This window comes from Scandinavium goeteborgense (assembly GCF_003935895.2).
In the GTDB taxonomy this organism is placed as follows: domain Bacteria; phylum Pseudomonadota; class Gammaproteobacteria; order Enterobacterales; family Enterobacteriaceae; genus Scandinavium; species Scandinavium goeteborgense.
Map to the genome: position 1 here is coordinate 1,679,357 of NZ_CP054058.1, position 24,787 is coordinate 1,704,143.

At 53.1% G+C, this 24,787-nt stretch carries 32 protein-coding genes; 20 read left to right on the forward strand and 12 right to left on the reverse strand.

Going from position 1 to position 24,787, the window contains the following annotated elements; genetic code table 11:
- Nucleotides 1-7 precede the first annotated feature (7 nt).
- From A8O29_RS08780 to A8O29_RS08830, 11 genes are all read left to right on the forward strand, one after another.
- Nucleotides 8-340 carry a phage holin, lambda family gene (locus A8O29_RS08780; RefSeq protein ID WP_059339042.1) on the forward strand — a complete coding sequence of 111 codons (333 nt, stop codon included), beginning with the start codon at nt 8-10 and terminating at the stop codon, nt 338-340.
- Nucleotides 327-767, forward strand: coding sequence for a lysozyme (locus A8O29_RS08785; protein ID WP_125351916.1), 441 nt, complete (start codon nt 327-329; stop codon nt 765-767). The genes A8O29_RS08780 and A8O29_RS08785 overlap by 14 nt, the downstream gene beginning before the upstream one ends.
- 75 nt (nt 768-842) lie before the next feature.
- Nucleotides 843-1,370, forward strand: coding sequence for a DUF2514 family protein (locus tag A8O29_RS08790; RefSeq protein WP_125351915.1), 528 nt, complete (start codon nt 843-845; stop codon nt 1,368-1,370).
- On the forward strand, nt 1,370-1,864 hold the full coding sequence (locus A8O29_RS08795; protein WP_125351914.1) for a phage tail protein: 495 nt from the start codon (nt 1,370-1,372) through the stop codon (nt 1,862-1,864). The genes A8O29_RS08790 and A8O29_RS08795 overlap by 1 nt, the downstream gene beginning before the upstream one ends.
- Nucleotides 1,825-2,463: a phage virion morphogenesis protein gene (locus A8O29_RS08800; RefSeq protein WP_125351913.1), complete on the forward strand. Its 639-nt coding sequence runs from the start codon at nt 1,825-1,827 to the stop codon at nt 2,461-2,463. Before A8O29_RS08795 ends, A8O29_RS08800 begins: the two co-directional genes overlap by 40 nt.
- A gap of 122 nt (nt 2,464-2,585) precedes the next feature.
- Nucleotides 2,586-3,206 (forward strand): phage baseplate assembly protein V, encoded by a 621-nt coding sequence (locus A8O29_RS08805; RefSeq protein ID WP_125355022.1) that lies wholly within the window; start codon nt 2,586-2,588, stop codon nt 3,204-3,206.
- Nucleotides 3,203-3,565, forward strand: coding sequence for a GPW/gp25 family protein (locus tag A8O29_RS08810; RefSeq protein WP_125355021.1), 363 nt, complete (start codon nt 3,203-3,205; stop codon nt 3,563-3,565). The genes A8O29_RS08805 and A8O29_RS08810 overlap by 4 nt, the downstream gene beginning before the upstream one ends.
- A complete protein-coding gene (locus tag A8O29_RS08815) occupies nt 3,562-4,473 on the forward strand; it encodes a baseplate assembly protein (RefSeq protein WP_125355020.1) in 912 nt (303 codons plus the stop codon). Before A8O29_RS08810 ends, A8O29_RS08815 begins: the two co-directional genes overlap by 4 nt.
- Nucleotides 4,466-5,080 carry a phage tail protein I gene (locus A8O29_RS08820; protein WP_125355019.1) on the forward strand — a complete coding sequence of 205 codons (615 nt, stop codon included), beginning with the start codon at nt 4,466-4,468 and terminating at the stop codon, nt 5,078-5,080. Before A8O29_RS08815 ends, A8O29_RS08820 begins: the two co-directional genes overlap by 8 nt.
- On the forward strand, nt 5,070-6,053 hold the full coding sequence (locus tag A8O29_RS22730; RefSeq protein WP_246316648.1) for a phage tail protein: 984 nt from the start codon (nt 5,070-5,072) through the stop codon (nt 6,051-6,053). The genes A8O29_RS08820 and A8O29_RS22730 overlap by 11 nt, the downstream gene beginning before the upstream one ends.
- A 1-nt stretch (nt 6,054) precedes the next feature.
- Nucleotides 6,055-6,450, forward strand: coding sequence for a tail fiber assembly protein (locus tag A8O29_RS08830; protein ID WP_246316649.1), 396 nt, complete (start codon nt 6,055-6,057; stop codon nt 6,448-6,450).
- 136 nt (nt 6,451-6,586) lie between these two features.
- On the opposite strand, the gene A8O29_RS08835 is transcribed toward A8O29_RS08830, so the two are convergent.
- The 6 genes from A8O29_RS08835 to A8O29_RS08860 are packed head-to-tail and all read right to left on the reverse strand — an operon-like array spanning nt 6,587 to nt 12,171.
- The gene (locus A8O29_RS08835; RefSeq protein WP_174081285.1) at nt 6,587-7,036 is read right to left on the reverse strand and encodes a phage tail protein; all 450 of its coding nucleotides are present in this window, start codon (nt 7,034-7,036) and stop codon (nt 6,587-6,589) included.
- A 10-nt stretch (nt 7,037-7,046) separates the two neighbouring features.
- The gene (locus A8O29_RS08840; RefSeq protein ID WP_125351868.1) at nt 7,047-9,974 is read right to left on the reverse strand and encodes a phage tail tape measure protein; all 2,928 of its coding nucleotides are present in this window, start codon (nt 9,972-9,974) and stop codon (nt 7,047-7,049) included.
- Nucleotides 9,975-10,091: a GpE family phage tail protein gene (locus A8O29_RS08845; protein WP_125351869.1), complete on the reverse strand. Its 117-nt coding sequence runs from the start codon at nt 10,089-10,091 to the stop codon at nt 9,975-9,977.
- 8 nt (nt 10,092-10,099) lie between these two features.
- Nucleotides 10,100-10,435, reverse strand: a complete 336-nt coding sequence (locus A8O29_RS08850) for a phage tail assembly protein (RefSeq protein ID WP_125351870.1) — start codon at nt 10,433-10,435, stop codon at nt 10,100-10,102.
- A gap of 14 nt (nt 10,436-10,449) precedes the next feature.
- Entirely contained in the window at nt 10,450-10,965 is a 516-nt protein-coding gene (locus tag A8O29_RS08855) for a phage major tail tube protein (protein WP_125351871.1), read from the reverse strand.
- 12 nt (nt 10,966-10,977) lie between these two features.
- The gene (locus A8O29_RS08860) at nt 10,978-12,171 is read right to left on the reverse strand and encodes a phage tail sheath subtilisin-like domain-containing protein (protein WP_125351872.1); all 1,194 of its coding nucleotides are present in this window, start codon (nt 12,169-12,171) and stop codon (nt 10,978-10,980) included.
- Nucleotides 12,172-12,328: 157 nt separating this feature from the next.
- Here A8O29_RS08860 and A8O29_RS08865 point away from each other — a divergent pair, with 157 nt between their 5' ends.
- The 5 genes from A8O29_RS08865 (at nt 12,329) to A8O29_RS08885 (ending at nt 15,936) form a co-directional block, all read left to right on the forward strand.
- Nucleotides 12,329-13,447 (forward strand): phage late control D family protein, encoded by a 1,119-nt coding sequence (locus A8O29_RS08865; RefSeq protein ID WP_125351873.1) that lies wholly within the window; start codon nt 12,329-12,331, stop codon nt 13,445-13,447.
- Nucleotides 13,448-13,501: 54 nt separating this feature from the next.
- Nucleotides 13,502-13,738, forward strand: coding sequence for an Ogr/Delta-like zinc finger protein (locus A8O29_RS08870; RefSeq protein ID WP_420854020.1), 237 nt, complete (start codon nt 13,502-13,504; stop codon nt 13,736-13,738).
- Between the two features lie 87 nt (nt 13,739-13,825).
- A complete protein-coding gene (locus A8O29_RS08875) occupies nt 13,826-14,209 on the forward strand; it encodes a hypothetical protein (RefSeq protein ID WP_125351875.1) in 384 nt (127 codons plus the stop codon).
- 81 nt (nt 14,210-14,290) lie between these two features.
- Nucleotides 14,291-14,926 (forward strand): type VI secretion system-associated protein TagO, encoded by a 636-nt coding sequence (locus A8O29_RS08880; protein ID WP_125351876.1) that lies wholly within the window; start codon nt 14,291-14,293, stop codon nt 14,924-14,926.
- Between the two features lie 344 nt (nt 14,927-15,270).
- The gene (locus tag A8O29_RS08885; protein ID WP_125351877.1) at nt 15,271-15,936 is read left to right on the forward strand and encodes a YecA/YgfB family protein; all 666 of its coding nucleotides are present in this window, start codon (nt 15,271-15,273) and stop codon (nt 15,934-15,936) included.
- A gap of 44 nt (nt 15,937-15,980) precedes the next feature.
- On the opposite strand, the gene A8O29_RS08890 is transcribed toward A8O29_RS08885, so the two are convergent.
- The 4 genes from A8O29_RS08890 to yecR all read right to left on the reverse strand — a co-directional run bounded on the left by A8O29_RS08890 (nt 15,981) and on the right by yecR (nt 18,972).
- Nucleotides 15,981-16,340 (reverse strand): DUF4156 domain-containing protein, encoded by a 360-nt coding sequence (locus tag A8O29_RS08890; RefSeq protein ID WP_125351878.1) that lies wholly within the window; start codon nt 16,338-16,340, stop codon nt 15,981-15,983.
- A 214-nt stretch (nt 16,341-16,554) separates the two neighbouring features.
- Nucleotides 16,555-17,766: a tyrosine transporter TyrP gene (gene tyrP, locus A8O29_RS08895; protein ID WP_125351879.1), complete on the reverse strand. Its 1,212-nt coding sequence runs from the start codon at nt 17,764-17,766 to the stop codon at nt 16,555-16,557.
- Between the two features lie 178 nt (nt 17,767-17,944).
- Nucleotides 17,945-18,442: a non-heme ferritin gene (gene ftnA, locus A8O29_RS08900; protein ID WP_110509647.1), complete on the reverse strand. Its 498-nt coding sequence runs from the start codon at nt 18,440-18,442 to the stop codon at nt 17,945-17,947.
- 191 nt (nt 18,443-18,633) lie between these two features.
- Entirely contained in the window at nt 18,634-18,972 is a 339-nt protein-coding gene (gene yecR, locus A8O29_RS08905) for a YecR family lipoprotein (RefSeq protein WP_125351880.1), read from the reverse strand.
- A gap of 319 nt (nt 18,973-19,291) precedes the next feature.
- Between yecR and A8O29_RS08910 the strand changes: the two genes are divergently transcribed.
- Nucleotides 19,292-19,930 carry an RpiB/LacA/LacB family sugar-phosphate isomerase gene (locus A8O29_RS08910; RefSeq protein WP_110509649.1) on the forward strand — a complete coding sequence of 213 codons (639 nt, stop codon included), beginning with the start codon at nt 19,292-19,294 and terminating at the stop codon, nt 19,928-19,930.
- A gap of 38 nt (nt 19,931-19,968) precedes the next feature.
- Here A8O29_RS08910 and A8O29_RS08915 read toward each other — a convergent pair whose 3' ends face one another.
- Complete coding sequence (locus A8O29_RS08915) at nt 19,969-21,390, reverse strand: MFS transporter (protein ID WP_125351881.1); 1,422 nt, start codon at nt 21,388-21,390, stop codon at nt 19,969-19,971.
- A gap of 135 nt (nt 21,391-21,525) precedes the next feature.
- Here A8O29_RS08915 and A8O29_RS08920 point away from each other — a divergent pair, with 135 nt between their 5' ends.
- The 3 genes from A8O29_RS08920 to A8O29_RS08930 all read left to right on the forward strand — a co-directional run bounded on the left by A8O29_RS08920 (nt 21,526) and on the right by A8O29_RS08930 (nt 23,307).
- Nucleotides 21,526-21,780: a DUF2766 family protein gene (locus A8O29_RS08920; RefSeq protein ID WP_125351882.1), complete on the forward strand. Its 255-nt coding sequence runs from the start codon at nt 21,526-21,528 to the stop codon at nt 21,778-21,780.
- Between the two features lie 133 nt (nt 21,781-21,913).
- The gene (locus tag A8O29_RS08925) at nt 21,914-23,050 is read left to right on the forward strand and encodes a DUF8093 domain-containing protein (RefSeq protein ID WP_125351883.1); all 1,137 of its coding nucleotides are present in this window, start codon (nt 21,914-21,916) and stop codon (nt 23,048-23,050) included.
- A complete protein-coding gene (locus A8O29_RS08930) occupies nt 23,044-23,307 on the forward strand; it encodes a hypothetical protein (RefSeq protein WP_125351884.1) in 264 nt (87 codons plus the stop codon). Before A8O29_RS08925 ends, A8O29_RS08930 begins: the two co-directional genes overlap by 7 nt.
- Nucleotides 23,308-23,413: 106 nt before the next feature.
- Here the strand turns inward: A8O29_RS08930 and A8O29_RS08935 are convergent, their stop codons facing one another.
- A complete protein-coding gene (locus A8O29_RS08935; RefSeq protein ID WP_125351885.1) occupies nt 23,414-24,757 on the reverse strand; it encodes an anaerobic C4-dicarboxylate transporter in 1,344 nt (447 codons plus the stop codon).
- Between the last annotated feature and the right edge of the window lie 30 nt (nt 24,758-24,787).

Sequence of the window (24,787 nt, forward strand, 5' to 3'; positions counted from 1 at the left end):
GGAGGGTATGCACGACACACCACCGGGACTATTCGAACAAACAATGAAATGGATCGCCACTTATCTGCCAACGCTTTACGCAGCAGGCGCGGCGCTGAGTATTTCGGCGCTAATGAGTATCTACGATGGGCAGTCAATCGTTAAAACTGCCACCGGTTCACTGGTCTGCGGGATTGTCACACTTGCGGTAGCTGGTTCGCTTGAGTATTTCGGTTTGCCATCAAACGCAGCAATTTTCGTCGGTGCCTCAATCGGATTAATGGGTGCTGACAAAGTACGCAGCAAAGTTAGCGGGCTATTTGACGCACGATTTGGAGGGCCAAAAAGTGGAAATGAGTAATAACGGCATTAACATGCTGAAAGGTTTTGAAGGGTGCGAGTTGACCGCTTATCAGGATTCTGTAGGCGTCTGGACGATCGGTTATGGTTGGACTCAACCCGTAAACGGCGTGCCGGTTGGCAAGGGAATGACAATTACCCAGGATATTGCCGATAACCTGTTGCGTAGCGGTCTGGTGCAGTATGAAAAAGGCGTTACGGGACTGGTGAAGGTAACCATTAATCAAAACCAGTTCGATGCTTTAACCGACTTCGCCTACAACCTGGGCGTAAAATCTCTGGAAAGTTCAACGTTGCTGAAAAAGCTTAATGCTGGCGATTTTTCCGGGGCTGCTGCTGAGTTTCCAAAGTGGAATAAAGCAGGCGGCAAAGTATTGCCAGGGCTGGTTAAGCGTCGCGAAGCCGAACGCAGTTTATTTCTGGCCTGATCATTTTTAACGATGCTGGCCATACATATCGAGTGCGGTCATTTTTGACGGTGCGAGCTGGCGAGGTTTTTTTAAATGGGGTTGTTGTCACGCTGGAAGGTGATCGTTGTGGTGCTGGCTGTTGCTGCCGTCTGGGGTTTTAGCCACTGGCGTTATAGCGCCGGTTATGCTGACGCCGATCAGCACTGGCGTGAAGAGTGGGCGCAGCGTGATGCACGCGACGCCACCGCGCTGGCGCAAAGGCAGACCGAGGGCAGGGCAGAAGAACAACGCCGACAAGGTGAAATTGATGCGATCAGAAAAGAGGCCAGCCAGCAGCTTGCTGGCGTGCAGGCTGATGCCGATCGTGCCCGTGTTGCTTCTCGTGGGTTGCACGACAGGGCCGACAAACTCGCCAGGCGACTGGCAGACCGTGAACGCGCCTGCGGTGCCGGTACTTCCGGCAGAGGCGAGGCAAAAACCAGCGGCGCCGTATTGCTCACCGACCTGTTTAGACGCGCTGATGATCGAGCGGGGGAACTGGCAAGAGAAGCTGACGAAGCAAGAGCCAGAGGGTTAGCCTGTGAAGCCGCATATGACGCGGTTAAAGGGAAGGGTGAATAATGCTTAAGCCTGAACTACTACGCCAGCTTATTAGCGAACATGCGCCATGGCTTCGTGAGAATCCCGATAATCTGGCGGTTTATCTACGTAAGGGCCGGATAGTCAGCACCGGCCAGCGGGCCGCTGCGTTTGAGTATCGTTATACGCTGGAAGTGCTGGTGATGGATTACCCGTATTCTCTGGACACCATCACCGTGCCAGTGCTGGCGTGGGCGCGGTTGTATCAGCCTGATTTATTATTCAACCCTGACAGGCAGCAGAACGGCATGACGTTCGAAGCCGATATCCTGAGTAACAGCACAATGGACGTGCTGATCCAGATTCAGGCTGATGAAGCGGTAATAGTCACACGGGAAGACGGCCAGATCGTTACCCGCCACCGTGCTGACCCTGCACCGGGGCCGGAAATTGGCGCGTGGTCACTGGTATTTAAAGACGAGTTCAGCGGTGAAACATGGCAGGACAACAAACAGATCCCCTCTTCCAGCAATTAGACGACTGGTTAGCCAACGTTGCCGCGCAGCTTTCGCCGGGCCACCGTCGCAAGTTGACCCGCGATGTTTCGATCGGGCTGCGTAAACGCCAGCAAAAGCGTATCGCCAGCCAGAAAGACCCCAGCGGTGAAAGCTACCCCGCCCGCCGCCGCAAAATCCTGCGTACCCAGGGCGGCGTTAAATTCATGTGGAACAATGAGGCCAGGGAGCTACGGAACTGGCGAACCACGGGCAAAGGTGAGAACCGGGCAATAACCGGTTATGACGTGGATCGCGGTGGTCTGCGCACGTTCTATAAGCGCGATATCCAGCGCTATATTGAAATCAATCTCAATCAGTCAAAGCAGAACCACACCCGAAAAGATCCGATGTTCCGCAAGCTGCGCACCGCGCGTTTTCTTAAGGCTTACGGTACGGGAAGCATGGCGGTGGTTGGCTTTCAGGGGCATACCGCAGAGATTGCCAACGTTCACCAGTATGGTGAAGTCGATAACGTGACGCCGGGTGCTCGTACGCGCTACCCGGTGCGTGAACTTCTGGGCATGACTGAGGGGGATTTAGACTGGCTGGCCGATACTGTTGTCGCCTTTATGCAATAGATTTGATTGTCACCCCCCCCCCACAATAGCACTGCGTTGTTTGCGCGCGCGCGACTCCTGATACTGACCGCATAACCCAAAAGCCGAAATGGTTGTAAAGCCTACGGGAAACGGTCAGCACTATGAATTTAAACGAACTTTATCGCCTTATCTGCAATCTCGCCCGTATTGGCACCGTGCTGGAAGTAAACACGGAAAAGTACCTTGCGCGCGTTGAAACAGGCGAAAACACAACAGACTGGATCCGTTGGGCAGTGCCGCGCGCCGGTGAGGCCGTGACGTGGTGGGCGCCGACAGTGGGCGAGCAGGTTTATATTTTATGCCCTTGCGGTGAGATGGAAACGGCATTCATTGCCGGAAGTCTTTACAGCGAAGACGCGCCGCCGCCTGATGCTGGCGCAACCACCTGCGTGATTCTGCACCCGGACGGCGCAAGAATTTCATATGACCCGGAGGCCAGCGCGCTGGTTGTCAGTGGTGTTAAAACGGCAAGTGTCACCGCGTCGGAATCCATTACCGCCACTGTGCCAGTGGTAACAGTCAAAGCAGACACGCGCATAACTCTGGATACGCCGGAAGTGGTTTGCACCAACAAGCTGATCACCGCCACTTTTGAAGTAACGAAAGGCGGCGAACTTAACGGGGCGTTTACCGGAACCATGACACTTAACGGGGTGAAACCTGATGACCATGAGCATGGCAAAGTAGAGTCGGGCGGAAGCTGGACGGAGGGCACGAAATGAGTACCGTCCGCTATAGAGGAATGAATGCCACTACCGGCCAGTCCGTCACTGACAACGACCATATAGCGCAGTCTATCGGCGATATATTGCTAACGCCGATCGGTTCCCGCTTGATGCGCCGTGCCTACGGTTCGCAGCTGTTCAACCTGATAGATCAGCCCGTCAATAATGACATCATAAAATTGCGTGTTATGTCTGCCATCTACAGCGCCCTTTATTTATGGGAGCCGCGGATCTCACTGACCAGTATCACTCTGAGCGCACCGGATGCCGGTCAAGTGGTTGCGACTATCCAGGCCAACCGCACCGATAATCAGACACCTTTTAACGCCGATATCACATTGAGGGGCCAGGCATGAGCGGCACGATCGATTTATCGCAGCTACCGCCGCCCGTGGTGGTTGAACCGCTGGACTTTGAAACCCTTTTTGCGCAGCGCAAAGCTGAGTTTCTGGCGCTTTGTCCAGAAGACCAACGGGAAGAATACGCCCGAACGCTTGAGCTTGAATCTGAGCCGCTCACCATGATGATCGAAGAAAATTGCTACCGCGAATTACTGTTGCGCCAGCGAGTGAATGAAGCGGCCCGCGCGGTGATGTTGGCTTATTCGACTTATAGCGATTTGGATAACCTGGCAGCTAATTTCAACGTTGAACGTCTGACCATCCAGGAAGAGGACGACAGCGTTACCCCGCCGATAGAAGCGGTGATGGAATCCGACGCGGATTTACGCACGCGTACCCAGCAGGCATTTGAAGGTCTGAGTGTTGCAGGTCCAACAGCGGCATATGAATTTTGGGGGCGTTCGGCAGACGGGCGCGTAGCCGATATATCTGCGGTGAGTCCTACGCCTGCCTGCGTCACCGTTTCGGTGCTGTCGCGTGAGGGTGACGGTACGGCCACCGAAGACCTGATCGATGTGGTTGCCGCCGCGCTGAACGATGAAGAAGTGCGCCCGGTAGCCGACAGGGTAACGGTACAGTCAGCGGAGATAGTGCCGTATCAGATTGATGCAACGCTTTACATTTACCCTGGGCCGGAAGCTGAACCCGTGCGGCAGGCATCGGAACAACAGTTACAGGCATACATAGCGGCGCAGAATCGCTTAGGGCGTGATATCCGTCTATCGGCTATCTATGCCGCTCTGCACGTCGAAGGCGTCCAGCGTGTTGAACTGGCGCAGCCTGTTGCCGATATCGTGTTGAGTGACTACCAGGCGTCACATTGCACCGAATACACCATAACGGTGGGTGGTTACGATGAGTAATGACCTGTTACCACCGAGCGCCACCCGAATGGAGCGCATCGCCGCGCGCGTCTGCGCATCGCTGGGTGAAGTGCCGGTGCCGCTGCGTCAGCTGTGGAACCCGTGGACGTGTCGCGCGGATCTGCTGCCCTATCTGGCGTGGGCGTTTTCTGTTGATCGCTGGGATGAAACCTGGCCGACCAACACGAAAAGAAAGGCGGTGGCCGATGCGTTTTACCTGCACAAGTACAAGGGTACAACGGGCGCCATGCGCCGGGTTGTGGAGCCGTTCGGGTACTTCATCCAGGTTAACGAGTGGTGGAGCATTGATACCGATCCCGGCACTTTCACACTGGATATTGGCGTAGAAGACCAGGGCATCAGTGAAGAAACCTATCAGGAGCTTGAACGCCTGATTGCCGATGTAAAACCGTGCAGCCGTCACATGCTGGGAATGTCTTTGCACCTGCAAACAACCGGCGAGCTGTATATCGGCGCGGGCAGTTATTCCGGCGATACGTTGACCGTATACCCGTATTTCCCTGAAACCATAGCCGTGGGTGGTGATGCTTACACCGGGGCGGCAATCCATTTAATTGATACCGTGGAGATCGCAAGTGGCGACTAAATATTTAGCTGTGCTTACCAATGTAGGGGCGGCAAAACTGGCAAATGCCACGGCGTTGGGTGCGCAAGTTGAGATCACCCAGATGGCCGTAGGCGATGGCAACGGCGTGTTACCGACGCCTGACCCGGCGCAAACGGCGCTGGTTCATGAGCTGCGCCGTGCGCCGCTTAACTCGCTAAGCGTCGACCCGAAAAACCCCAGCCAGATTATTGCCGAACAGGTGATCCCCGAAGACGTGGGCGGGTGGTGGATCCGTGAAATCGGCTTGTTTGATAAAGATGGCGATATGATTGCGGTAGCCAACTGCGCGGAAACGTATAAACCACTATTACAGGAAGGCAGCGGGCGCGTGCAGGTTGTGCGCATGATTCTGGTCGTAAGCAGTACCGCCGCAGTAACGCTTAAAATTGATCCTTCCGTGGTACTGGCAACCCGTTCTTACGTTGATTCTCAAATTATCATCGCGAAATCGTATGCCGATGATGTGATAGCTGATCACCTTGCTGAACCTAACCCGCATCCACAATACCTTCTAAGCGCTCAAAACCTTAAGGAAATTGCAGACGCAGGAGCGGCGGCAGTGCAGGCCGCATTAACCAATCTGGGTATTAACGGACTGGCGGCAACGCCTCGTTATCTGGTCAGCAAGGGCACAAACGCCAATGGCTGGTATGAAACTTACAGCGACGGTTTTAAGCGTGTGGGGCAGTCATGGGGAACCAGTAGCCCGCTCGCAATTCCCACACCTGCGCAGGGGGCGAGAGTCAATTTTCCGGTTAGTTTTACTACAAAGCTAGATGGTCTTTACGTGACGGAGAACGGAAACACTTCCAATAGCTTTGAGTTGGCTAACCCGGCAGGACTTGGTTTAACCGGTTTTAATCTGGCAACGGTAGAAATGACGCTTGGATCATCAGTCGTTACCAGCTATGGATCAGTGTTTGCGGGTAATTATGTCGCGGAGGGGTATTAATATGTGGTACTGGAATTCAGCAGACTGCAACGAAGCGTTGCCCGGGCTTTATGACTTAAAAGGCTGCGTGGAGATTGAAGATGATAATCACCCGTTTAAAACCCAGCCAACGCCGGACGGGAAAATATGGGCCAGCGATGCGCAGGGATACCCGCAGCTGATTGATATACCGCCGCCAACTCATGCGGAATTGGTGGTCGAAGCTGACGCCGAAAAGGCGTCGCGAATTGCGGAGGCCAACAGCGTAACCCAGATGTGGCAAACGCAGCTGATGCTAGGGATCATCACTCCAGAGGATAAAGAAAAACTGACCGCGTGGATGGTCTATGCGCAGGCTGTGCAGGCGGTAGACACATCAACCGCGCCAGATATCACCTGGCCGGATAAGCCGGAATAAGTTTTCATTCCGGCACGCATGGCCGGTTTTAACCGTGCTGGCCATGCGTATCGAGTACGGCCACTTTTAACGGTGCTGTAGCATGGTCAGTTATGGCAGTACGACCAGAAGGGAAGCGGGCATAGGCCCGCTTTTCTTACATTGAAAGGTTGGTTTTCACCAGAGAGAAGAGATCGTCAGTAGTCGTTTCGGCCAGCTTTTCCCGTATGTCCTCGCTCACCCGTTTCAGGTTGAGCGTAAAATCAATTTTCCTTGCCTTCCCGTCCTTAAAAAACTCCGCCCGGTTTTGTGTGATCTGCTCAATCACATACATGCCGTATATTTTCCCTGTGCCTTCAATCAACGGCCATGGGCGCCCGGAAAAGGCCATTGTTTCCAGCGTGAATAGAGACACATCACCACCGCTTATTTCGGGGTACAGCGTGCCGCTGAGTGTGAACGGTTCTTCATCGGCGCCGATGAACTGATAGCGCGGAGATTTCCCTACGCGATCGTTTTTGACGTGCCGCCATGAGTTGGTTTTGTTTGAACTCTGGTAAGGCGTGGTTTGCAGTGAAAAGGGGAACATCCCCAAAATCATCATCATGGTATTGCCCTTACGCGTGATCGGTCAGTTGGGAACGCTTGCGCCGGTCGGCCTGCTGTTTCGCTAACGCAAGTTCTTCGCGCACGCGCCTGATAACAGTTTCTTCGTCAAGCACCTGGCCGCTAAAGTCAAAGTTAAGGTTGTACACATCACCACCCGGCGCAGGCATCATCGCAGCAACGTAAGCCGCAGACGGCGACGCCGAAACGGGAACCCGTGCGGCGGGCTTCTGAACCTGCCACGGGGTAACGGAGGAAATCAGCGTACCGGCCTGCTGTGTAACCCAATCTGTAAGGGATGGTAGCTGGCGCTGTGCCTGCTTGACCGGTTCCGAATATCCGCCACGGATCGGGATGTAGGGTTGTTTGTTCTTGAAGACGATTTCGCCCGGACCGTCTTTTTTCTCTGCGGTATTGGTGGCGATCTTATCCAGGCTGCTGCTTATCTTTGGCGCAATATTGGCCGGGCCTTTGAGCGTGTTAATCAGGTTGTCCTGCTTCTTCTGCCCATCGGTTTTTTTCTTCTCTTCGGCTTTTTTGCTTTCCTTCGCTACCGCCTGCACGTCACCAGAAAATGCGTTAACCCTGTCGGCCAGATTGCTGACGGCTTGCGGCGTCATTTGCTGTGCAACCTGCTGCGCTGCTTTTGCCGCGTCGGGAATGGCGCCCAGCTTTTCCAGTATCCAGCCCAGCCCATTGGCTACCGCCTGGATAGGAAGAGTCAATGCGCTGATTGCGGCACCCACTACGCTGCCGAATGTTTCCCCGGCACTGGTACACGCCGCCAGTGCTTCGCTGGAAAACTGGATCGGTTCCAGCAGTTTGGTGAACCACTCCCAGACGCCGCTTATGGCGTTGCCGATACTGTCAAAAAGCGGTGCCAGTGGCGCGAAAACAGCGCTAAAAGCCTGGGTAATGGGTTGCAGGCCAGCCATCAGGCCAGTAAAGAAGCCGCTGAAAAATGCCTGAATGGGTTGCCAGAACTTAATGACGGCCACCGCTGCCGCCGCAAAGAGTGCGATCAGTCCCCAGACCGGGGCGGAAATGCCAGCCAATAGGGTGATCAGTGGACCGAACACCATGCGACCAGCGCTTAACAATGACTGCATAGGAGAACCAGCAAGCCACTGGAAAGCGCCACCAAGGCGCATCACACCGCCAGTCAGCCGGGCTATGCCACCTTCACCGGCCAGCGTGGTGAAGCTGAGGCGGACAAGTGCCATCGGGCCGAGTACCGCGCCTATGGATAACATCAGGCCACCCACAACAACCAGCAGTGCGCCAATGGCTGCGGTGACTTTCATGATTGAGCCGACCAGAACAGGGTTTGCCTCAACCCAACGGCGGACGCTGCCAACCACCTTACTGACGGTAAGCATGATATCCATCAGTGGATCGCGGAGTGTTTCACCAGCTGCGCTAAATGCGTTCACTGCACCGGTTTTGGTCAGTTGCCACTGAGCTGAAAGGGAGGCTTTGTTAATATCAGATTCCCGATTCATGGAACCTTTTGCGGCAGCGCCTTGCGTCAGTTCTATCTGGCGGCGAAGTTCGGGCAGATTGTTGGCAAGTTTTTGCGCATCGTCGCCGAACTCTTTGCCGAAAATCTGGGTAAGGTTGGCGACCTGCTGATCCGGGGCCAGATTTTTGGACGCTTCCAGCACTGAAATGATGGTGCCCATCGCGTCCACTGACATGCTTTTCTGAACCTTTTCAGCACTGAGGCCGAGTGCATCCAGCCCCTGCATGAAGTTTTTACCCTGAACCGTCGCGATCGAAAGTTCGCGCACCATAGCATTGGTTGCGCTGGCGGCGACTTCGGCAGGGGTGCCGAGCGTCAGGAAGGTGGAACCAAGCGCCGCGGCCTGCTTGTAATCCAGTTGGCTGGCAAGCCCGCCAACACGCTGGAGCACGTCGATAATATCAGCGCCTTTCGACTTCGCGTTATCGTCCAGATAGTTGATGGCGTCGCCCAACTGCTCAATATTCTGCGTGGGGATTTTATACAGCCCGGCAATTTTGCCGAGGCTTTCAGAAAGCTGATCGGCAGGAAGTTCGAAGGCAACCGAAGCCTTTGCCGCCATGCTGGCGAAAGATAAAAGATCAGCTTTTTGTTTTGCCCATGGATCATTACTATCAGCGACGCCCATTCGCGCGCCGCCTTCTACCAGCGCTGCGAAATCAACGGAGCCGTTAGCCATCGGCAGCTTTTCGCTGGCATCCATGATCGCCCGCTGCATTTCTTCATACTGCGGGGTGCGGTTCCCGCTGCCGTCACGTAAACCGTTTACCTGTTTAGCGACGCCCTTCATAGCGTCTTCAAGGCTGCTGTAGGATTTAACCGCAGCAGCAACAGGCGCGAGCGTTGCCGCACCCACGGCGGCGGTTTTCATTCCTCCGCCCATCATCTTGCTGCCGGTTTCTTTTGCGCGACTATAGCGGGCCTGTGCCTGGTTAACGGCATCAAGCCGCCGTTGTTGTTCAGCTAACTGGCGGTTGTATTGCGTAGTGCGCTGGTTGATCTGTTCCGTTGCCCGGCTGGCGCTGCTGATCGCAATGCCTTCGCTGTAGAAGCTGGCGCGCAGCTGGTTGAGCTGCGTCTGTTCGCCTTTCTGCTGTTGGGTTAATTGGCGGATGGCCGCACGCTGCTGATTGAGGGCGGCAACCTGTTCGGCACTGCGCTGGCGTAGCGGGCCATAAGCCGCCGCCATGTCACGCGCCTGCTCTTTCGCCTGGGCCAGTTGTTCCGTGGTTTTTTTATTGGCTGCGGTGAGGCGGTCAAAGCTGGTCGCCTGACGTTCAAGCCCTTTAATGCTGGATTTGGTTTGATTGATTTGAGAAGCCAGTGCGGCGGCGCTTTTGCGCGCCGCGTTGACAGGGTTAGACATATTATTCAGGGCGCTGAAAGCGACCTTGATATTTAAATTACGGTCTGCCATTTAGTGATCTCCACCACTGCGAGCAGCCGCCTGATCACGCCATAACAGTATTTCTTCTACCGTCATGGCATCCATTTCTACCGGCCGCCAGTGAAAAATGACGGCGATATCTGCCATCAGGTCTTCTATTCGTTCGCAGGGGCATCGGATGATTGGTTGCCCGTATCCGTCACGCTCTGATCCGAAGATGGTTGCAAAAAATCAACCACCGCGTTGGCTAACTGGCAAAAATCCCAGGTATCCATACGGGCAATTTCATCAGCGGTTAATGCTGGCGCCGTGACGCGAGGCAGAAGAATAACGAGTGCGTCATAGTTGGACGTCAGCACGTCATAGGCTTTCAAGCCGCGCAGTGATCCGGCCTGCTTAAGCACGGAAGTGATCGCCACTTCGGTGATTTTGGTCTTACCGCGTGTAATCGGCGCGGTAAGAATAACGGTATTTTCTTTGGTCTTGCTCATGGTGCCGGGTTTCCTTATAGGCCGATGTTAGCGCGGTGCTTTTCCAGCACGTCCACACCGTCAACTTTGTAGATCATGTTGAGCACATCAATTTCGATAATTTCTTCATTGTTGATGGTCAGCTTGTAATAGGTGTTTTTCAGGGTGTACTTATGCGAAGTATCATCCCCGACTTTTGCGGAACCGGGATCCAGTTCAGTGAAGCGGCCGCGCGTCTGAATTTCGCACGGCACGGCGTCGCCGGTAGCATCATCCTGATAAGATCCCGCAAAGCGCACCTGCATTCCGTCCGCAGTGGTTGCACCCCATTTCTTCATTAGCCCGGCATCCATACCGCCTAACGTGATATCCATATCCAGGGCGCCTGAATCGAAGCCCAGATCAACCGCAACAGAACCCGGCATACCGCCCGCCTGGTAATCTTCGGTTTTTTTGGTGAGTTTGGCGGGGGTAATTTCCGGCACCATGCCGAAGTAATTATCACCGTCAAAGAACACGTTGAAATATTTGAGTTTCTTAGGCAGTGCCATAAGCGCCCCCGGTTAGTTATTCACTGCGCTGGAAAACGTAGCGAAGTAGGTATCAGTAAACGTCTGGATCAGGCTGAGATTTTCCAGCGGCGGAACCGGCGTATAGTCGTAATTAATGGTCAGTTGACCATTGCGCAGAGTTTCAGTCGTGTTCGGTTCCGGGTCGTACCAGCAGCGGGCACCCAATAACTTGCCTTCCGTCACGTAGGCGGTCAGCTTTTTGTTGATACCGTCCACAATGTCCTTAACCAGCGACGGGGTAAGCGGTTTATCAACATAAGAGAAATGGGCCTCTGCGACGGTATCCGCAACAATCTGCGCGGTGCGGGTATAGCTTTCGAAAATGTACGTTTCCGAATCGCAGGTGCGGGATCCCCAGATGCGGTAACCGTCCTGCTTAATCAGCGTAGTAACGCCTGCCGCGTTCAGTTCGTCGGCATCGGTATCGGTGCCCTGTAACGTGAAATAGATATCCCGATCCATCCCCAGCACGTTATTGACAGGCACGTTAGAAATGGTTTTGTGCCAGCCCTGCGTTGCGTCGATTTTGGCGCGCATCCCAACAGCGTGGGCACCTATTGGCACGGTGAGATTGGCCCCGGCGATGGTGTCGTAGCAGATGAAGTTAGGCCAAAGCACCATCATTTCACGCTGTGCGAACTGTTCGCGGTATTCCTTCACTTCGGCGATCGTGTTGCACCCGTTTGCTGCCACGTAAGCAAAGGCGCGCAGCTTTTCGGCAATGACGCCGAGTTGTGCGGCCACCGCTTCCGTATCAAGCCCAGGAACAGCCAGAACACGCGGACGAACGCCTACGCGCATTTCGGCGGATAACAGCGCATACATGCCGGTAAATCGCCCGTTTGCATCGGTGCCGCCGATAACCAGTTGATCCTGTGTCGGTGCGGTGCCACCTTCTGGAGGTTCAATATTTGCAGCATCAGAAACGCGGATAACGATTGTCTGCGGGCTGGTCTGGTCTGAGATTGCTTTAAGGGTGGTAAACAGGGTGCCGGTTTTTCCTGCCTTGCCCAGCATGTTAGCCACGCGGGTGATCAGTACAGGAGTATCCAGCGGGAAAGCGTCTTCGTCTGCATCATCAGCGGTGCAGATAACGCCGATAACCGCCGAATCAATATCGGTGATCATCGTGCTAAGGTCGGTGTTTTCCTTGACGGTTACACCGTGATGGTAGTTAGTGGCCATGTATTTGCCTCGCCAGTTTAATAACTGCGAATATCATTACGGCATTGGCGGACTGATGCGATGAATAAGGGTTGTCGGCAACCTGCAACAATCGCGGGGCGTTGTTCATGCGCGCGCGTGTGGCGACGATGTACCCCATCATGATGAAGGGGTTGAAATGGACACGACAGAAAAACGATATTCACCGCGCCCGGCGTTCAGTATCGAAATTGAGGGTAAGCAACTTACGGCGCTGGATAACCGGTTGATTTCCCTTTCGCTGACCGATAACCGGGGCTTTGAGGCGGACACGCTGGATCTGACTCTGGATGATGCAGACGGGCAGGTAGCATTACCATCACGCGGCGCAAAGATATCGGTGGCGCTGGGCTGGGATAATGATCCGCTGGTTTTTAAGGGTGTGTATACGGTTGATGAAATCGGCCACGCTGGCCCGCCTGACCAGTTAACGATCAGTGCCCGAAGCGCAGATTTCCGCGATACCTTCAACGTGAAAAGGGAATATAGCTGGCACGATATTACCGTAGGGGATGTGGTCGCCAGCATTGCCAGCCGCTACGATCTGCGCGCGGGCGTCAGTGATGAACTGGCAAAGATAGAGATTGACCACGCCGATCAGACAAGTGAATCAGATATCAGCTTCTTAACGCGTATGGCGGAAATGCTGGGCGCGGTGGCGACCATTAAAAACGGTATGCTGCTGTTTATCACGCCAGGTAAGGGCGTGACGCAAAGCGGCAAGCCGCTGCCGGTGATCGAGATTGTGCGCTCAAGTGGCGATAAACACCGCTTTAATGTGGCCGACCGTGATGCGTACACGGGCGTAACCGCGTACTGGCTTGATCTCAACTTTGGCAAAAAGCCATCCACTACCGTGAAGAAAACCACCCGCAGGCACCAAGCCAGCTCGACCAAAAAGAAAGAGCCTGCATCCAGCAGCAAAGAGGGGGATTATCTGGCCGGAGCTGATGGTAATGTTTTTGTGATCCGCAAAACCTTCAAAACGGAAAAGGCGGCGAAGCGCGCGGCGGCGGCTAAATGGCGGGAGTTGCAGCGCGGGGCGGCTACGTTCAGCATTACCCTGGCGCGTGGCCGCGCGGATTTGTACCCGGAACAGCCCGCCAGCGTCTACGGTTTTAAGTCCACGATCGACAGTGGAAGCTGGACGATTACGCGGTGCGTTCATGACGTTGGTTCAGGTGGCTTTACTACATCGCTGGAACTGGAAGTAAAAATTGACGACTGGACAGCGGAGAGTGACGATTCAACGTCTTAAGCGTTATACTTGCGGTGATATTAACCAGTCCGAAAAGGAGGCCCGCGTATGGCAATGCGCTGTCCTCGCTGCCGTGCAGTTGCGAAAACTCGTACCAGTGTTGAGTTAAGCGACTTGGTACGGCGCAGCTATCACCAGTGTCAGAACATGTTATGCGGGTACTGTTTTACCAGCATGACGCAGATAGATGAATCATTAAACCAAACGCAACCAGTACCCGGCGCGATGGTTCCGCAAGATGTTTTCCCACGAAGCCACCACGGCGACGATCAGCTATCGCTGACACTCTAAAATAACCCGCCTGCGTGGCGGGTTTCTTATACCAGCGGCCCCTGATATTATTTTTCAACTCTAACAATGGTGCTTTAAGGTAGGGATATGAAAAAGTTAATCATGGTACTTGCGCTGTTTAGTCTTGTTGGTTGTAAGCCCGGTGCTGATAAAGCGGTAGAGCTTGGACAAAAGGAAGTTGCTTCAATGATGCGCGATCCTGATAGCGCTAAATTCAGATATGTGCGTTTCGTTCAAAAAGATGAAACTGCTGATGATGCTGTTATCGGTTACGTCTGTGGTCAAGTGAACGCAAAAAACGCGTTTGGCGCGTATGCTGGCTTTTCACCTTTTGAAATGGAACTGTCTATGAAGTCTAAGGGCTTTTTCTCAAAAGGGGTGACTTATACTGTTCTCAGCAAGCAATTGTATTCAGAGCCTGAGCAGCTTGATTTAACCGAGTACATTAAGAAGTGCGGCCCTGACCAATAGTTCGCTCAGTTGTTTCTCCATTAATAAGAAAAAATGCTCTGATAGGTTTTAATATTCTCATATTATCAATAAGGACATTCTATGAATAAAACATTACTAGCTCTGGCACTCTGTGTTTCATGTGTTTCATGTGTTTCAAGTGCGCATGCAGAGGGTAAGCCTGATGTTGATACAGATGCTTTGTTTAAATGTCAGTCTGAAGTTAATAACGAGACGCGCTTGGCTTGTTATGATAAAGCTTTGCCGCCGACAGTTGCGGAGGAATCAAAGTCAACTGTCGGCGTTGGTAAATGGCAGGTATCAACAAAAACATCACCTGTTGATGATTCAGAGAATGTCTATGTGAGCCTTTCTGCTAATGATTCTTTCCGATCGCAGTTTGGGGAGTCGATCACACCAAGTCTCTACGTCACTTGTCGGGAGAAAAAGACAGAACTGTTCCTCAATTGGGACACCTATCTTGGGTTGAACGAAACGCAGATGTTATCCCGCTTGGATAAACAGAAGGCAAAAACGAAGACGTGGGATATTTCTAGCGATACCAAATCGGTATTTTATCGTGGCAATGTCATCGAGTTCGTCAAGGCATTGAGCCAGGCTAACACTATGTTTACTCAGATCATGCCTTACAATGAAAGTCCTGTGAGTGTGACGTTTGATGTTGCTGGTCTGTCAGAGGCATTGAAGCCACTTCAAAAAGCCTGTGGATGGAAGTAGCTGTAGTAAATTGCCCCAGACGCCTGGGGCTAAACACGTTGCCAATAACGCGAATTTAAGAGAAAATAGTGGCGATGGAATCACGCCATAAGCTGTAATGCGCAGAGATGCGCAAGTAAAATTGTTTTATTCTTCATAACGTTATGATTTCAATGACACTGTGATAGTTTTTAAAATCCCTCGGCGTTCGCGCTGTGTGGGTTCAAGTCCCACTCCGGCTACCATGGGAAAAAAAGAATAAAATCAATGATAAGCAGTGTCGTGAAACCACCTTCGGGTGGTTTTTTTGTATTTGCGATCCTGATGTTCTATCTTCAACACACTTCCAACACGAGTAATCAGCGATGAAAACCGGACCGTTAAACGAAAGCGAACTTGAGTGGCTGGACGACGTCCTGGCCCGCTATGGTAACGAACAGGCCGTGATGGATGTGTCCGAGCTGGACGGCATGCTGACGGCGATCCTTTCCTCCCCGGTTGATATCGAACCCGCAGAGTGGATGCTGGCGGTGTGGGGTGGGGCTGATTTCGTTCCACGCTGGGCCAATGACCGCGAACGCGACCGCTTTGTGAATCTCACCCTGCAGCATATGGATGATGTCGGTGAGCGTCTGGGCGATTATCCGGATCAGTACGAACCGCTGTTCGGCACCCGTGAAGAGGAAGGTCAGGAAATCACCATCGTTGAAGAGTGGTGTTTTGGTTACATGCGCGGCGTGGGTTTAAGCGACTGGTCGGCACTGCCGGAAAGTTTACAGCCGCAGCTAGACGCCATTGCCCTGCACGGTAGCGAAGAGAATTTCGCGCGTATCGAAGCGCTGACTGCTGAAGAATATGTGGCGAGCGTCGATTTATTGAAACCTGCGGCGCTCACGCTCTGTCATTACTGGCTGGATAATCAGCAGGCGGCTCCGGTACAGCAACCGATTAAGAATGAAAGCAAAATTGGTCGCAACGATCCGTGTCCTTGCGGCAGCGGAAAGAAATACAAAAGCTGCTGTCTGAAATAAGTCATAAAAAAGGCCCCGTCAGGGCCTTTTTCCTTTCCTGCTCATTATTCCGGGCAGCGATACACATTTCCGCTTAGCGTCACGTTAGTCTGTTGCAGACTGCCGCTGCCATCCCAGGAGCTGCCGGTCTGGCCCGCACGCTGCGTAATTATCGACACCACGTTCCCGCCCATATTCGCGGCCTGGTTTTTCAGGTCATTACGCGCACCGGTTTCGAGGTTACTGTTTGACGTCCAGCCGCCGGTGAAGAAATTCCCCTGACTACCGGTAATATCGCCGAGGAACTTACACTCTTTTCCTGGCTCATTAGTGCTGACGCGAACGCGGTTGGCATTGGAATTGACATTCGTGGCGCTACAGCCTGCCAGGATCATCATTAGCAGGATAATGGATACTTTTTTCATGATATTTTCTGTCTGAAGTAATAAACAGCGCAAGATTACGCCAGGTGAAATTAAGCTGTACAGGAAAAATCTTAATGACCGGCGATGATGGAAGAGTGATTGGGGATTTATTTAACTATGTTTAAATAGATGAGCAAAAAAATATTGAGATGAAATGAGTTTGTTAATACATGGAAGGATCTGGTGCCGGAGCACCAGATTTTTTCGTCGAAGATTAGCCGACCGAAGGCAGTATTCCCAGCGCAATGGCGATTTGCACCAAAATCACCGCCACGCCGCAGCCAAAGACCAGCCACAATGCAGGCGTTCCGCCAATAACCCGATACGCCGCCTGCGGATGCTGTTGACGGCTTTTCATCGTCAGCAGTGAAGGAATAATCAGCGCCAGCACGGCCAGCGCCACACCCGCGTAGCCGAGCGCCATCACGAAGCCCTTTGGATAAAACAGCGCAAACGCCAGCGGTGGCAGGAAGGTCACCGCCCCGGTCTGAAGACGGCCGCTGATGCTGTTTTTACGCTGGAACAGATCCGCCAGATAATCAAACAGCCCCAGCGCGACGCCGAGGAAAGAGGTCGCCAGCGCTAAGTCGGCAAACAGATGCACCGCCAGTTCCACATGTGGTGTTGCCACCACTTCGCGGATCGCTTGCAGCAAACCATTCAGTCCAGCGTGATTACCCAGCAAGGCGTTGAAGACCGGCGATTCAATGCTGCCGAGTGTCGCCAGCTGCCAGAAGATGTAGGCGACCAGCGGAATGAAGCTGCCAATCACGAAAATTCGGCGCAGCTTACGTACATCGCCATTCATATAGCTGACGATACTCGGCACGCTGCCGTGGAAGCCAAACGAGGTGAAAATTACCGGGATCGCAGAAAGTGCCAGGCCCTGTTGTAGCGGCAGTGTCAGCAGGTTCATCTGATGAATATGTGGCAGCAGCAGCGTCAGCATCAGGATCAGGAACACGATTTTGGCACTGAACAGGAAGCGGTTAAACAAATCTACCAGCGCCGTGCCCATGCAAATCACGCCGCCGCCGATGGCGGTAAACAGTAGCACGCCCCCGGCTGGCGGTAGTTCGATGTTCAGCCACTGGCTGAGGCTCGAGGCCAGCAGTTCACCGGCACCGCTGACATACGCTGCGGTCAGGGCATACATCAGGAAAAGCATACTGAAGCCCGTCAGCCATTGCCCGTAACGCCCAAGGTAACGCAACGCCAGCGAACCGAGACCGGTATCGGCAGGCACGTGCTGATACACTTCCAGCAGCAGCAGTGCGGTGTAGCACATCAGCGCCCACAGGCTCAGCAGTAAAACCAGAGTGACGCCAAAGCCAACGCCCGCAGAGGCCAGCGGCATTGCCAACATCCCTGCGCCGATCGTGGTTCCGGCGACGATTAAAATACTCCCAACGGTGCGGTTCTTCACGCTTTCCTCTGTTATTCAGAATAGAGACGGCTAATTATGCCGCGCAGGGTAGGGGAAAACCCGCACTGCGTCAAATCTGAATTACAGTGAATGTAATGTAATGTTTACAGTGAAAAAGGGGGAAGGCGAAGAGATGAGCAGAAAAGCGGAGGCAGCGATGGCCGCTGCCTCTATAAAATTAATTTTGTGTATCGAGGGTCGCCAGCTCTTTATCAATGAAGTACAGGCCTTCACCGCTTTTACCGACCAGAGAGAGTTTATCGAGAACGGATTTAAACAACTTCTCTTCTTCGTGCTGCTCGGCCACGTACCATTGCAGGAAATTAAAGGTTGGATAATCCTGATTGGTCATTGCCGCATGGGCCAGCTCGTTAATTTTGCGGGTGATCAGCTGCTCGTGTTCATAGGTCGCACGGAATAATTCATCCAGTGATGCATATTCCGCAAACGGAGATTCGATAGTGCTAATACGCGGCAGGCTGCCGGTATCGGTGAGATAATCGAACAGGCGCTGCATATGGGTCATCTCCTCCTGGGCGTGACGGCGCAGAAACGCGGCGGCACCCTCAAAGCTATGATAGCTGCACCATGCGCTCATCTGCTGATACAGCAGAGAGGAGGAGAGTTCCAGATTCATTTGCTCATTGAGTTGGTCGATCATTTCCGTTTTTAGCATGGGTGCTCCGTCATATTAGGCTCAGGGGAAATACGCCGAAACTATAATTTGTAATTAACTTATTTGCAAAAGGTAAAATAAAAAATAAATAATGTTAAATGCAAATGGGAATAAAACGCATTGCAGCTATTAAATAATGAAATGAGAATAATTATAATTCACTGCCGGCGTTATTTCTCCGGCAGATTTCATTACCAATAATTTGTAGCGGGGGTTTGGGTAACAGCAATGCCGCGGCACTGATATTGGAGGGTAACGCTTTGGTTCATGCACAGCGATCCGCTGGTGACGGTGCAGGTAGTCACCGGCTGGCCGTAGGCAAAGGCGGTGGCATAACCCATCTGCTGGCACTGTTTGGTGGCGGTGCCATTGGCGACATAATCGTCGGTGGTGGCAGACTGCAACGGCGCCTGGCCGTAAGTAAGACGCACGATGCCGCTGGTGGCATCCACATCGGTGACATTTGCCTGACGGTGCACCGTACAGGCGGAAAGCGCTATCGCCGCGGCGACAGGGATGAGTTTGTTCATGGCTCACTCTGCGTAATAGTCCTGCGTCACATCTTAGCGCGCAGGCGTAAAGGCAATGCCCTGAATAACCGACAAAATCGCCCTCAGTTTTCGTCACTGCTATTGCCAGTCGGCCTGGCTGCCATAAACCCGGATAGGGATTGAGTGATTTTGTGACTAAGCATTCATTATCGTGATTGACGTAGAAAACTGTGAGCCCAACGATAATTAATGAAACAATATTTCATTAAATTTGAATGTGCGTTTGATGCGCGTTAAGGTGAATGTAACACCCTTGTTCACTGCGGAGTCTTCCGCACCGATTTCAGGAGATGAAAGAATGAAAATTGCACTGATGATGGAAAACAGCCAGGCCGCCAAAAATGCGGTGATCCATCGCGAGCTCAAAGGCGTAGCCGATGAGAAAGGTTTCCCGGTCTACAACGTCGGCATGAGCGATGAACAGGATCATCACCTGACCTACATCCACCTTGGGATCATGGCCAGCATCCTGCTCAATGCCAAAGCGGTTGATTTTGTCGTGACCGGCTGCGGTACCGGACAGGGCGCGCTGATGTCGCTGAACATTCACCCGGGCGTGGTTTGCGGATATTGTATCGACCCGGCGGATGCATTCCTGTTCGCGCAAATCAACAACGGCAACGCGCTGTCTCTGCCGTTCGCTAAAGGCTTTGGCTGGGGTGCGGAACTGAACGTGCGCTTTATCTTTGAAAAAGCGTTCACCGGTCGTAACGGCGAAGGGTATCCGCCGGAGCGTAAAGAACCGCAGGTGCGTAACGCGGGCATTCTGAATCAGGTGAAAGCGGCGGTGGTGAAGGAAAATTACCTCGACACCCTGCGCGCTATCGATCCGGAACTGGTGAAAACTGCCGTTTCCGGTCAGCGCTTCCAGCAGTGCTTCTTCGAAAACTGCCAGGATAAAGAAATTGAAGCCTTCGTGCGCCAGGTTTTAGCGTAACGATGTAGCGTCCGGCGGCATCGCGCCGCCGGATAATGTTACTTCTTACGGTTCGACACCGAACTTCCCGCATCCCGCGTCAGCTGTAACGTATCAAACATTCCCACCAGACAAATCAACGCGATAAACACAAATGCCAGCCGGAAGCTTGCCCCAGGAATCGCGCCGAGCTGTAACCAGTCACTCATCTTCTCGCCCAGACGAATGCCAATCGCGCCAAGCGTAATGCCCAGCCCAACGGCGAGCTGTGTCGCGGTGCTGAACAGCGTGTTGGCGTAACTCATCTGCGCAGACGGCACGTCGGCGAAGGCGAGGGTGCTCACGCAGGTAAACTGCACTGAACGGAAAACGCCGCCGAGATACAATATCAGCAGCGTCACCCATAGCGGCGTGTGCGGCGTAAGGAAGGCGCAGGCCAGCAGCGCCAGCACGTTCAGCGCGCCGTTAATCAGCAACAGCTTACGAAAACCCAGCCAGCGGATCAGCGGCGTGGTGGCGGGCTTAATCGTCAGATTGCCAACAAATACCGCCAGCACCAGTAGCCCGGCATGGAAAGGGTCCATCCCAAAACCGACCTGGAAAAGCAGCGGCAGCAGGAACGGCACCGCACTGATCGAGGCACGAAACAGTGAGCCACCGTACATCGTGACTCTGAACGTCGGCACTTTCAGCGCATCGAGACGTATCATTGGCCATTCGACGCGTTTGAAATGACGCAGGGCAAACATAAACGTCGCCGCACCCAGCGCCAGCAGCGCAAACGGCAGCCAGCTTCGGCTATGTTCCGCGCCAAACGCTTCCATCGCGTACACCAGGCTTACCATCGCAATCGCCGTGGCGAGGAAACCCGGTAGGTCAAACGGACGGCGTTCGTCATCGCGAATATCCGGAATGATGCGCAGCGCCAGGAAAATCGCGACCAGCCCAAGCGGCACATTAATAAAGAAAATCCAACGCCAGTTAGCAAAACTGGTAATGAATCCGCCTAATGGTGGGCCGATGATCGGGGCCACTAACGCGGGCCAGGTCAGCGTCGCGATCGCGGTGATCAGTTGGTGTTTCGGCGTGGTGCGCAGAACTGCCAGACGACCGACCGGCACCATCAGCGCACCGCCGACGCCCTGTAAAATACGCATCGCCACAAAACTGTCCACGCTGGTCGCCAGCCCGCAGAAAACAGACGCGAGGGTGAAAATTAACAGTGCGAGGGTAAATACTTTGCGAGCGCCGAAGCGATCGGCAATCCAACCACTGGCGGGGATCAGCACCGCGAGGGTGATGAGATAGGCGCTGATACCGATGTTAAGGGCGACGGCCTCCACGCCAAAACTCTTCGCCATATCCGGCAGCGCGGTGGCGATCACCGTCCCGTCGAGAAACTCCATAAAGAATGCACCCGCCACCAATAGCGCTGCGGGTGACAGACCACGGCTCTCCTGCGCGGAGATATTTTCACTCATGATAAAGTTGCCATATAAAAATGAATCATTGTTTCAAATGACCATAGCGCAAGAAAATGCGGGTTTCAGCAGGTTTTTTGATTTCTGGTCAGAAAATTCAGGTTAGTATGGCGCCCCTGAAAAAAGGAGAAAAGCATGTCCCAGAATCTGACCGCCAATGATGAACTGGTTTCCGACGTTGTCGCCTGCCAACTGGTCATCAAACAAATTCTCGACGTTATCGACGTTATCGCCCCGGTTGAAGTCCGTGAAAAAATGGCCAACCAGCTGCGCGCCATTGATTTTAGCGCTCACCCGGCGGGAGCCGATCCGGTGACCCAGCGGGCCATTCTGAAAGCCATCGCGCTGATTGAACTGAAGTTCACGCCGCAGGAAGGCAGCACGCATTAACACCTATCGCTCTCCTCCCCGTTCTCTGGTGCATACGCCATACGGGGATTAAACTTCCTTTGCCAAATAGCTTGATTTTCAATCAAATCTTGCGGATTATCCTTACTTCTATTATGGAAAAGGTAAACATCGGATGTTTACGCTCTACATGAAGTCGGATGCCCGTATGGCACTGGCACCCCAGGATATTCAGTTCATTCTCACGCCTGATAGTGCCATGGAACTGGCATGCATTTTTTACGAACTGGATTACCGTAATTACCGCAGAAGCATCATTCCACAACAGGTTCCTGATCGAAAACATGGGGTTTCCCATCGATTTTCTGCGCAACCCTACAAGCGAAAGCGACGCCCTTTTTCTGACAACGTCTATGACGATGTCAGAATGTTTCTTGATATTGGCTGGATGGTGGGTGTGGACACCCTGGAAGACTGGGACCGTTTTCGTAATCCGTTCTATTTCGATAAAGACAGTAATCTGGTGTATGACTGCTTTATGGACCACTACGGAGAGAGTTTCAGGAATGAGGTCAGGAGTCTGTACGAAGACACCCTGAACGCTCATCAGGGCAGGAAGCCGGAGCCGACCATTAAGCAGCACTATTCCGATGCCCCAATACAGCAGGCGCAGGCAGGGAAAGCCATTAACAGTAAAGCCGCAGGGCGACTTCTGGCTGCTGGCGGGATTTATAACGGCAACATCGAAGGATTTCATGAGGCCGCACAGCAGCTTGGCGGTGACTCGCTGGCAGGCTACGATCAGGTCATGGATAACAAAGGGGTGCTCATTGCAGGTGCGTCGGTTGCTGCCGGGTTAATGATGGGAAGAATGAAGATCCCCGCACTGGAAGAGTTAGAACACTTCGGAGCCAGAGGTGCATCATCAGGCCGACCGTTTGATCCTGAGTTGGCCGGGGGGGCGATTAAAAACCTGACAACTGACGGTGTTGATATTACTCACGAAGGGATCGCAACAGTAGAGAAGCACATCTCGCGTTTTGACCCTGATCCAGGTAACGAATTTATGGTTGATAGGCTAAAGAAAATCGTCAATGGAGAAATGTTACCAGAACAGGTAGATTTAAATTTCTACACACATGAATGCCGAGAATATCAACGTTACTGCAATGTTGGCTGGGTTACAGGTAGGCCAATCGATGACGATGAAGCCTATATTCTTTGGAACAATACACATACTGCCACTCTTGAAGACTACAAGTTAGAGGGCAAGACAAAAGACCTATATCACCCGGATGCACCATTATGGTAAATAATACAGAATTGAATATCCTGAAGTTATTAGCTTCCAGAGACGATGTGAATTGGACCTGGTACAACCTTGACCGAGCTATGACCAACAGAGAAATGGATGGTATTGGTAACGTAGTGAGGCTTGTAAGGAGCCTGTCTGTCGCTGGTTTAGTGGATATTATTCCAAGTACAACTGGCGGAATGGATTATTATCGCGTATCTGAACAAGGTCGTAAGTTACTGAGCGAAATTAACGATCAACACCTCATCGATTAACCACATCATCCGCTATGCATCGCCTGAAGCTCCCTGACTGCCGTAAATAAGTTCTGCATAAGTCAGGGAGATATGCCTCAATACGCCGCCGGACATTTATCGCTTATCAATACAGCGCTTCAACCAACAAATAACTCGCCACACAGGCGCAGCTCACAGAAATCAGACCCGGCAGAATAAAGCTGTGGTTGATAATGAATTTGCCAATGCGGGTGGTGCCGGAACGGTCGAAGCCGATACAGGCCAAATCGCTCGGGTAGGTCGGTAAGACGAAATAGCCGTATGCCGCCGGGAAGAAAGCGATCAGCATTTTCGGCTCCACGCCAAGCATCAGCCCCATCGGGGCGACGGCGGTCAGCGCGGCGGCCTGGCTGTTAACCAGTTTTGAGACCAGGAACAGCACAATCGCGTAGGTCCATGGATGCTCTTGCACCACGCCTTCCAGCGCCATTTTCAGCTCGGGCAAATGCGACTGGAAAAAGGTATCGCTCATCCATGCCACGCCAAACACCGAGAATATCGCCACCATTCCGGCCTTGAAAACCGCCCCGTTGGAAATTGCGGCGGCGTTCACTTTGCAAACCATCAGCATCACCGCCCCGGCAATCAGCATCATCATCTGAATGACCAGGTTCATCGACAGCGGCGCGAGTTTGCCTTTCACTTCGAACGACGGGCGCAGTTCCGGCAGAGCGCCGAGCAGCACCACCACGAATATCCCGGCGAAGAAGATCCACGTTGACAAATAGGCTTCGCGCGAAAAGCGTTGGTTGAGCAGCGTTTCGGTGCTGCCGTAGATGAACTCACGTTGTTTCGGGTCCCTCAGTTTGGTCTGAAACTCCATATCGTCGGCCAGGTCTTTACCGCGACGTAGGCTCCATAACGCCGCAATCGCCACGCCGAATAATGATGCCGGAACCGATACCGCCAGAATGTCGAGAATGCTCCATGCGTGACCGATCCCATGCTGCGCGCCGAGAATCGACACCAGTGACACGACCGCCACTGATACCGGCGAGGCGGTAATCGCCATTTGCGAGGCCACCGACGCCACCGCCATCGGACGTTCCGGGCGAATCCCTTTTTTCAGTGCTATATCGGCGATGATGGGAAACATGGTGTAGACCACGTGCCCGGTGCCGCAAAGAAAGGTCAGCGTCCAGGTGGTGAAAGGGGCTAACAGTGTGATGTGCTGCGGGTGCTTACGCAGCAGCTTTTCGGCGAATTGCATCATCACATTCAGCCCGCCCGCGGTTTGCAGCGTGGCCGCACAGCCGATCACCGCCAGAATGGTCAGCATCACCTCTACCGGCGGTTTGCCTGGCTCGAGCCCAAAAACAAAGCACAGAATAAATAAGCCGATACCGCTAATTAGCCCCAGGCCCATCCCGCCAAAGCGGGTTCCCACCAGCAAGCATAAAATAATGACTGCAAACTCAAGCGTAATCATTTCTCACCTGTCTCATCCATAAAGAAGGGG

What these genes read in the sequence shown, in the direction of transcription:
- A8O29_RS08845 (WP_125351869.1), bottom strand. Translation starts at nt 10,091, where the DNA reads ATGGCAGATATCGCCGTCATTTTTCACTGGCGGCCGGTAGAAATGGAT.
- A8O29_RS08870 (WP_420854020.1), top strand. Translation starts at nt 13,502, where the DNA reads ATGCGCTGTCCTCGCTGCCGTGCAGTTGCGAAAACTCGTACCAGTGTT.
- A8O29_RS08860 (WP_125351872.1), bottom strand. Translation starts at nt 12,171, where the DNA reads ATGGCCACTAACTACCATCACGGTGTAACCGTCAAGGAAAACACCGAC.
- ftnA (WP_110509647.1), bottom strand. Translation starts at nt 18,442, where the DNA reads ATGCTAAAAACGGAAATGATCGACCAACTCAATGAGCAAATGAATCTG.
- A8O29_RS08875 (WP_125351875.1), top strand. Translation starts at nt 13,826, where the DNA reads ATGAAAAAGTTAATCATGGTACTTGCGCTGTTTAGTCTTGTTGGTTGT.
- A8O29_RS08920 (WP_125351882.1), top strand. Translation starts at nt 21,526, where the DNA reads ATGTCCCAGAATCTGACCGCCAATGATGAACTGGTTTCCGACGTTGTC.
- A8O29_RS08880 (WP_125351876.1), top strand. Translation starts at nt 14,291, where the DNA reads ATGAATAAAACATTACTAGCTCTGGCACTCTGTGTTTCATGTGTTTCA.
- A8O29_RS08935 (WP_125351885.1), bottom strand. Translation starts at nt 24,757, where the DNA reads ATGATTACGCTTGAGTTTGCAGTCATTATTTTATGCTTGCTGGTGGGA.
- A8O29_RS08865 (WP_125351873.1), top strand. Translation starts at nt 12,329, where the DNA reads ATGGACACGACAGAAAAACGATATTCACCGCGCCCGGCGTTCAGTATC.
- A8O29_RS08835 (WP_174081285.1), bottom strand. Translation starts at nt 7,036, where the DNA reads ATGATGATGATTTTGGGGATGTTCCCCTTTTCACTGCAAACCACGCCT.
- A8O29_RS08915 (WP_125351881.1), bottom strand. Translation starts at nt 21,390, where the DNA reads ATGAGTGAAAATATCTCCGCGCAGGAGAGCCGTGGTCTGTCACCCGCA.
- A8O29_RS08885 (WP_125351877.1), top strand. Translation starts at nt 15,271, where the DNA reads ATGAAAACCGGACCGTTAAACGAAAGCGAACTTGAGTGGCTGGACGAC.
- A8O29_RS08800 (WP_125351913.1), top strand. Translation starts at nt 1,825, where the DNA reads ATGGCAGGACAACAAACAGATCCCCTCTTCCAGCAATTAGACGACTGG.
- A8O29_RS08820 (WP_125355019.1), top strand. Translation starts at nt 4,466, where the DNA reads ATGAGTAATGACCTGTTACCACCGAGCGCCACCCGAATGGAGCGCATC.
- A8O29_RS08850 (WP_125351870.1), bottom strand. Translation starts at nt 10,435, where the DNA reads ATGAGCAAGACCAAAGAAAATACCGTTATTCTTACCGCGCCGATTACA.
- A8O29_RS08840 (WP_125351868.1), bottom strand. Translation starts at nt 9,974, where the DNA reads ATGGCAGACCGTAATTTAAATATCAAGGTCGCTTTCAGCGCCCTGAAT.
- A8O29_RS08805 (WP_125355022.1), top strand. Translation starts at nt 2,586, where the DNA reads ATGAATTTAAACGAACTTTATCGCCTTATCTGCAATCTCGCCCGTATT.
- yecR (WP_125351880.1), bottom strand. Translation starts at nt 18,972, where the DNA reads ATGAACAAACTCATCCCTGTCGCCGCGGCGATAGCGCTTTCCGCCTGT.
- A8O29_RS08780 (WP_059339042.1), top strand. Translation starts at nt 8, where the DNA reads ATGCACGACACACCACCGGGACTATTCGAACAAACAATGAAATGGATC.
- A8O29_RS08795 (WP_125351914.1), top strand. Translation starts at nt 1,370, where the DNA reads ATGCTTAAGCCTGAACTACTACGCCAGCTTATTAGCGAACATGCGCCA.
- A8O29_RS08830 (WP_246316649.1), top strand. Translation starts at nt 6,055, where the DNA reads ATGTGGTACTGGAATTCAGCAGACTGCAACGAAGCGTTGCCCGGGCTT.
- A8O29_RS08930 (WP_125351884.1), top strand. Translation starts at nt 23,044, where the DNA reads ATGGTAAATAATACAGAATTGAATATCCTGAAGTTATTAGCTTCCAGA.
- A8O29_RS08925 (WP_125351883.1), top strand. Translation starts at nt 21,914, where the DNA reads ATGTTTACGCTCTACATGAAGTCGGATGCCCGTATGGCACTGGCACCC.
- A8O29_RS08790 (WP_125351915.1), top strand. Translation starts at nt 843, where the DNA reads ATGGGGTTGTTGTCACGCTGGAAGGTGATCGTTGTGGTGCTGGCTGTT.
- A8O29_RS08910 (WP_110509649.1), top strand. Translation starts at nt 19,292, where the DNA reads ATGAAAATTGCACTGATGATGGAAAACAGCCAGGCCGCCAAAAATGCG.
- A8O29_RS08810 (WP_125355021.1), top strand. Translation starts at nt 3,203, where the DNA reads ATGAGTACCGTCCGCTATAGAGGAATGAATGCCACTACCGGCCAGTCC.
- A8O29_RS08855 (WP_125351871.1), bottom strand. Translation starts at nt 10,965, where the DNA reads ATGGCACTGCCTAAGAAACTCAAATATTTCAACGTGTTCTTTGACGGT.
- A8O29_RS08815 (WP_125355020.1), top strand. Translation starts at nt 3,562, where the DNA reads ATGAGCGGCACGATCGATTTATCGCAGCTACCGCCGCCCGTGGTGGTT.
- A8O29_RS08890 (WP_125351878.1), bottom strand. Translation starts at nt 16,340, where the DNA reads ATGAAAAAAGTATCCATTATCCTGCTAATGATGATCCTGGCAGGCTGT.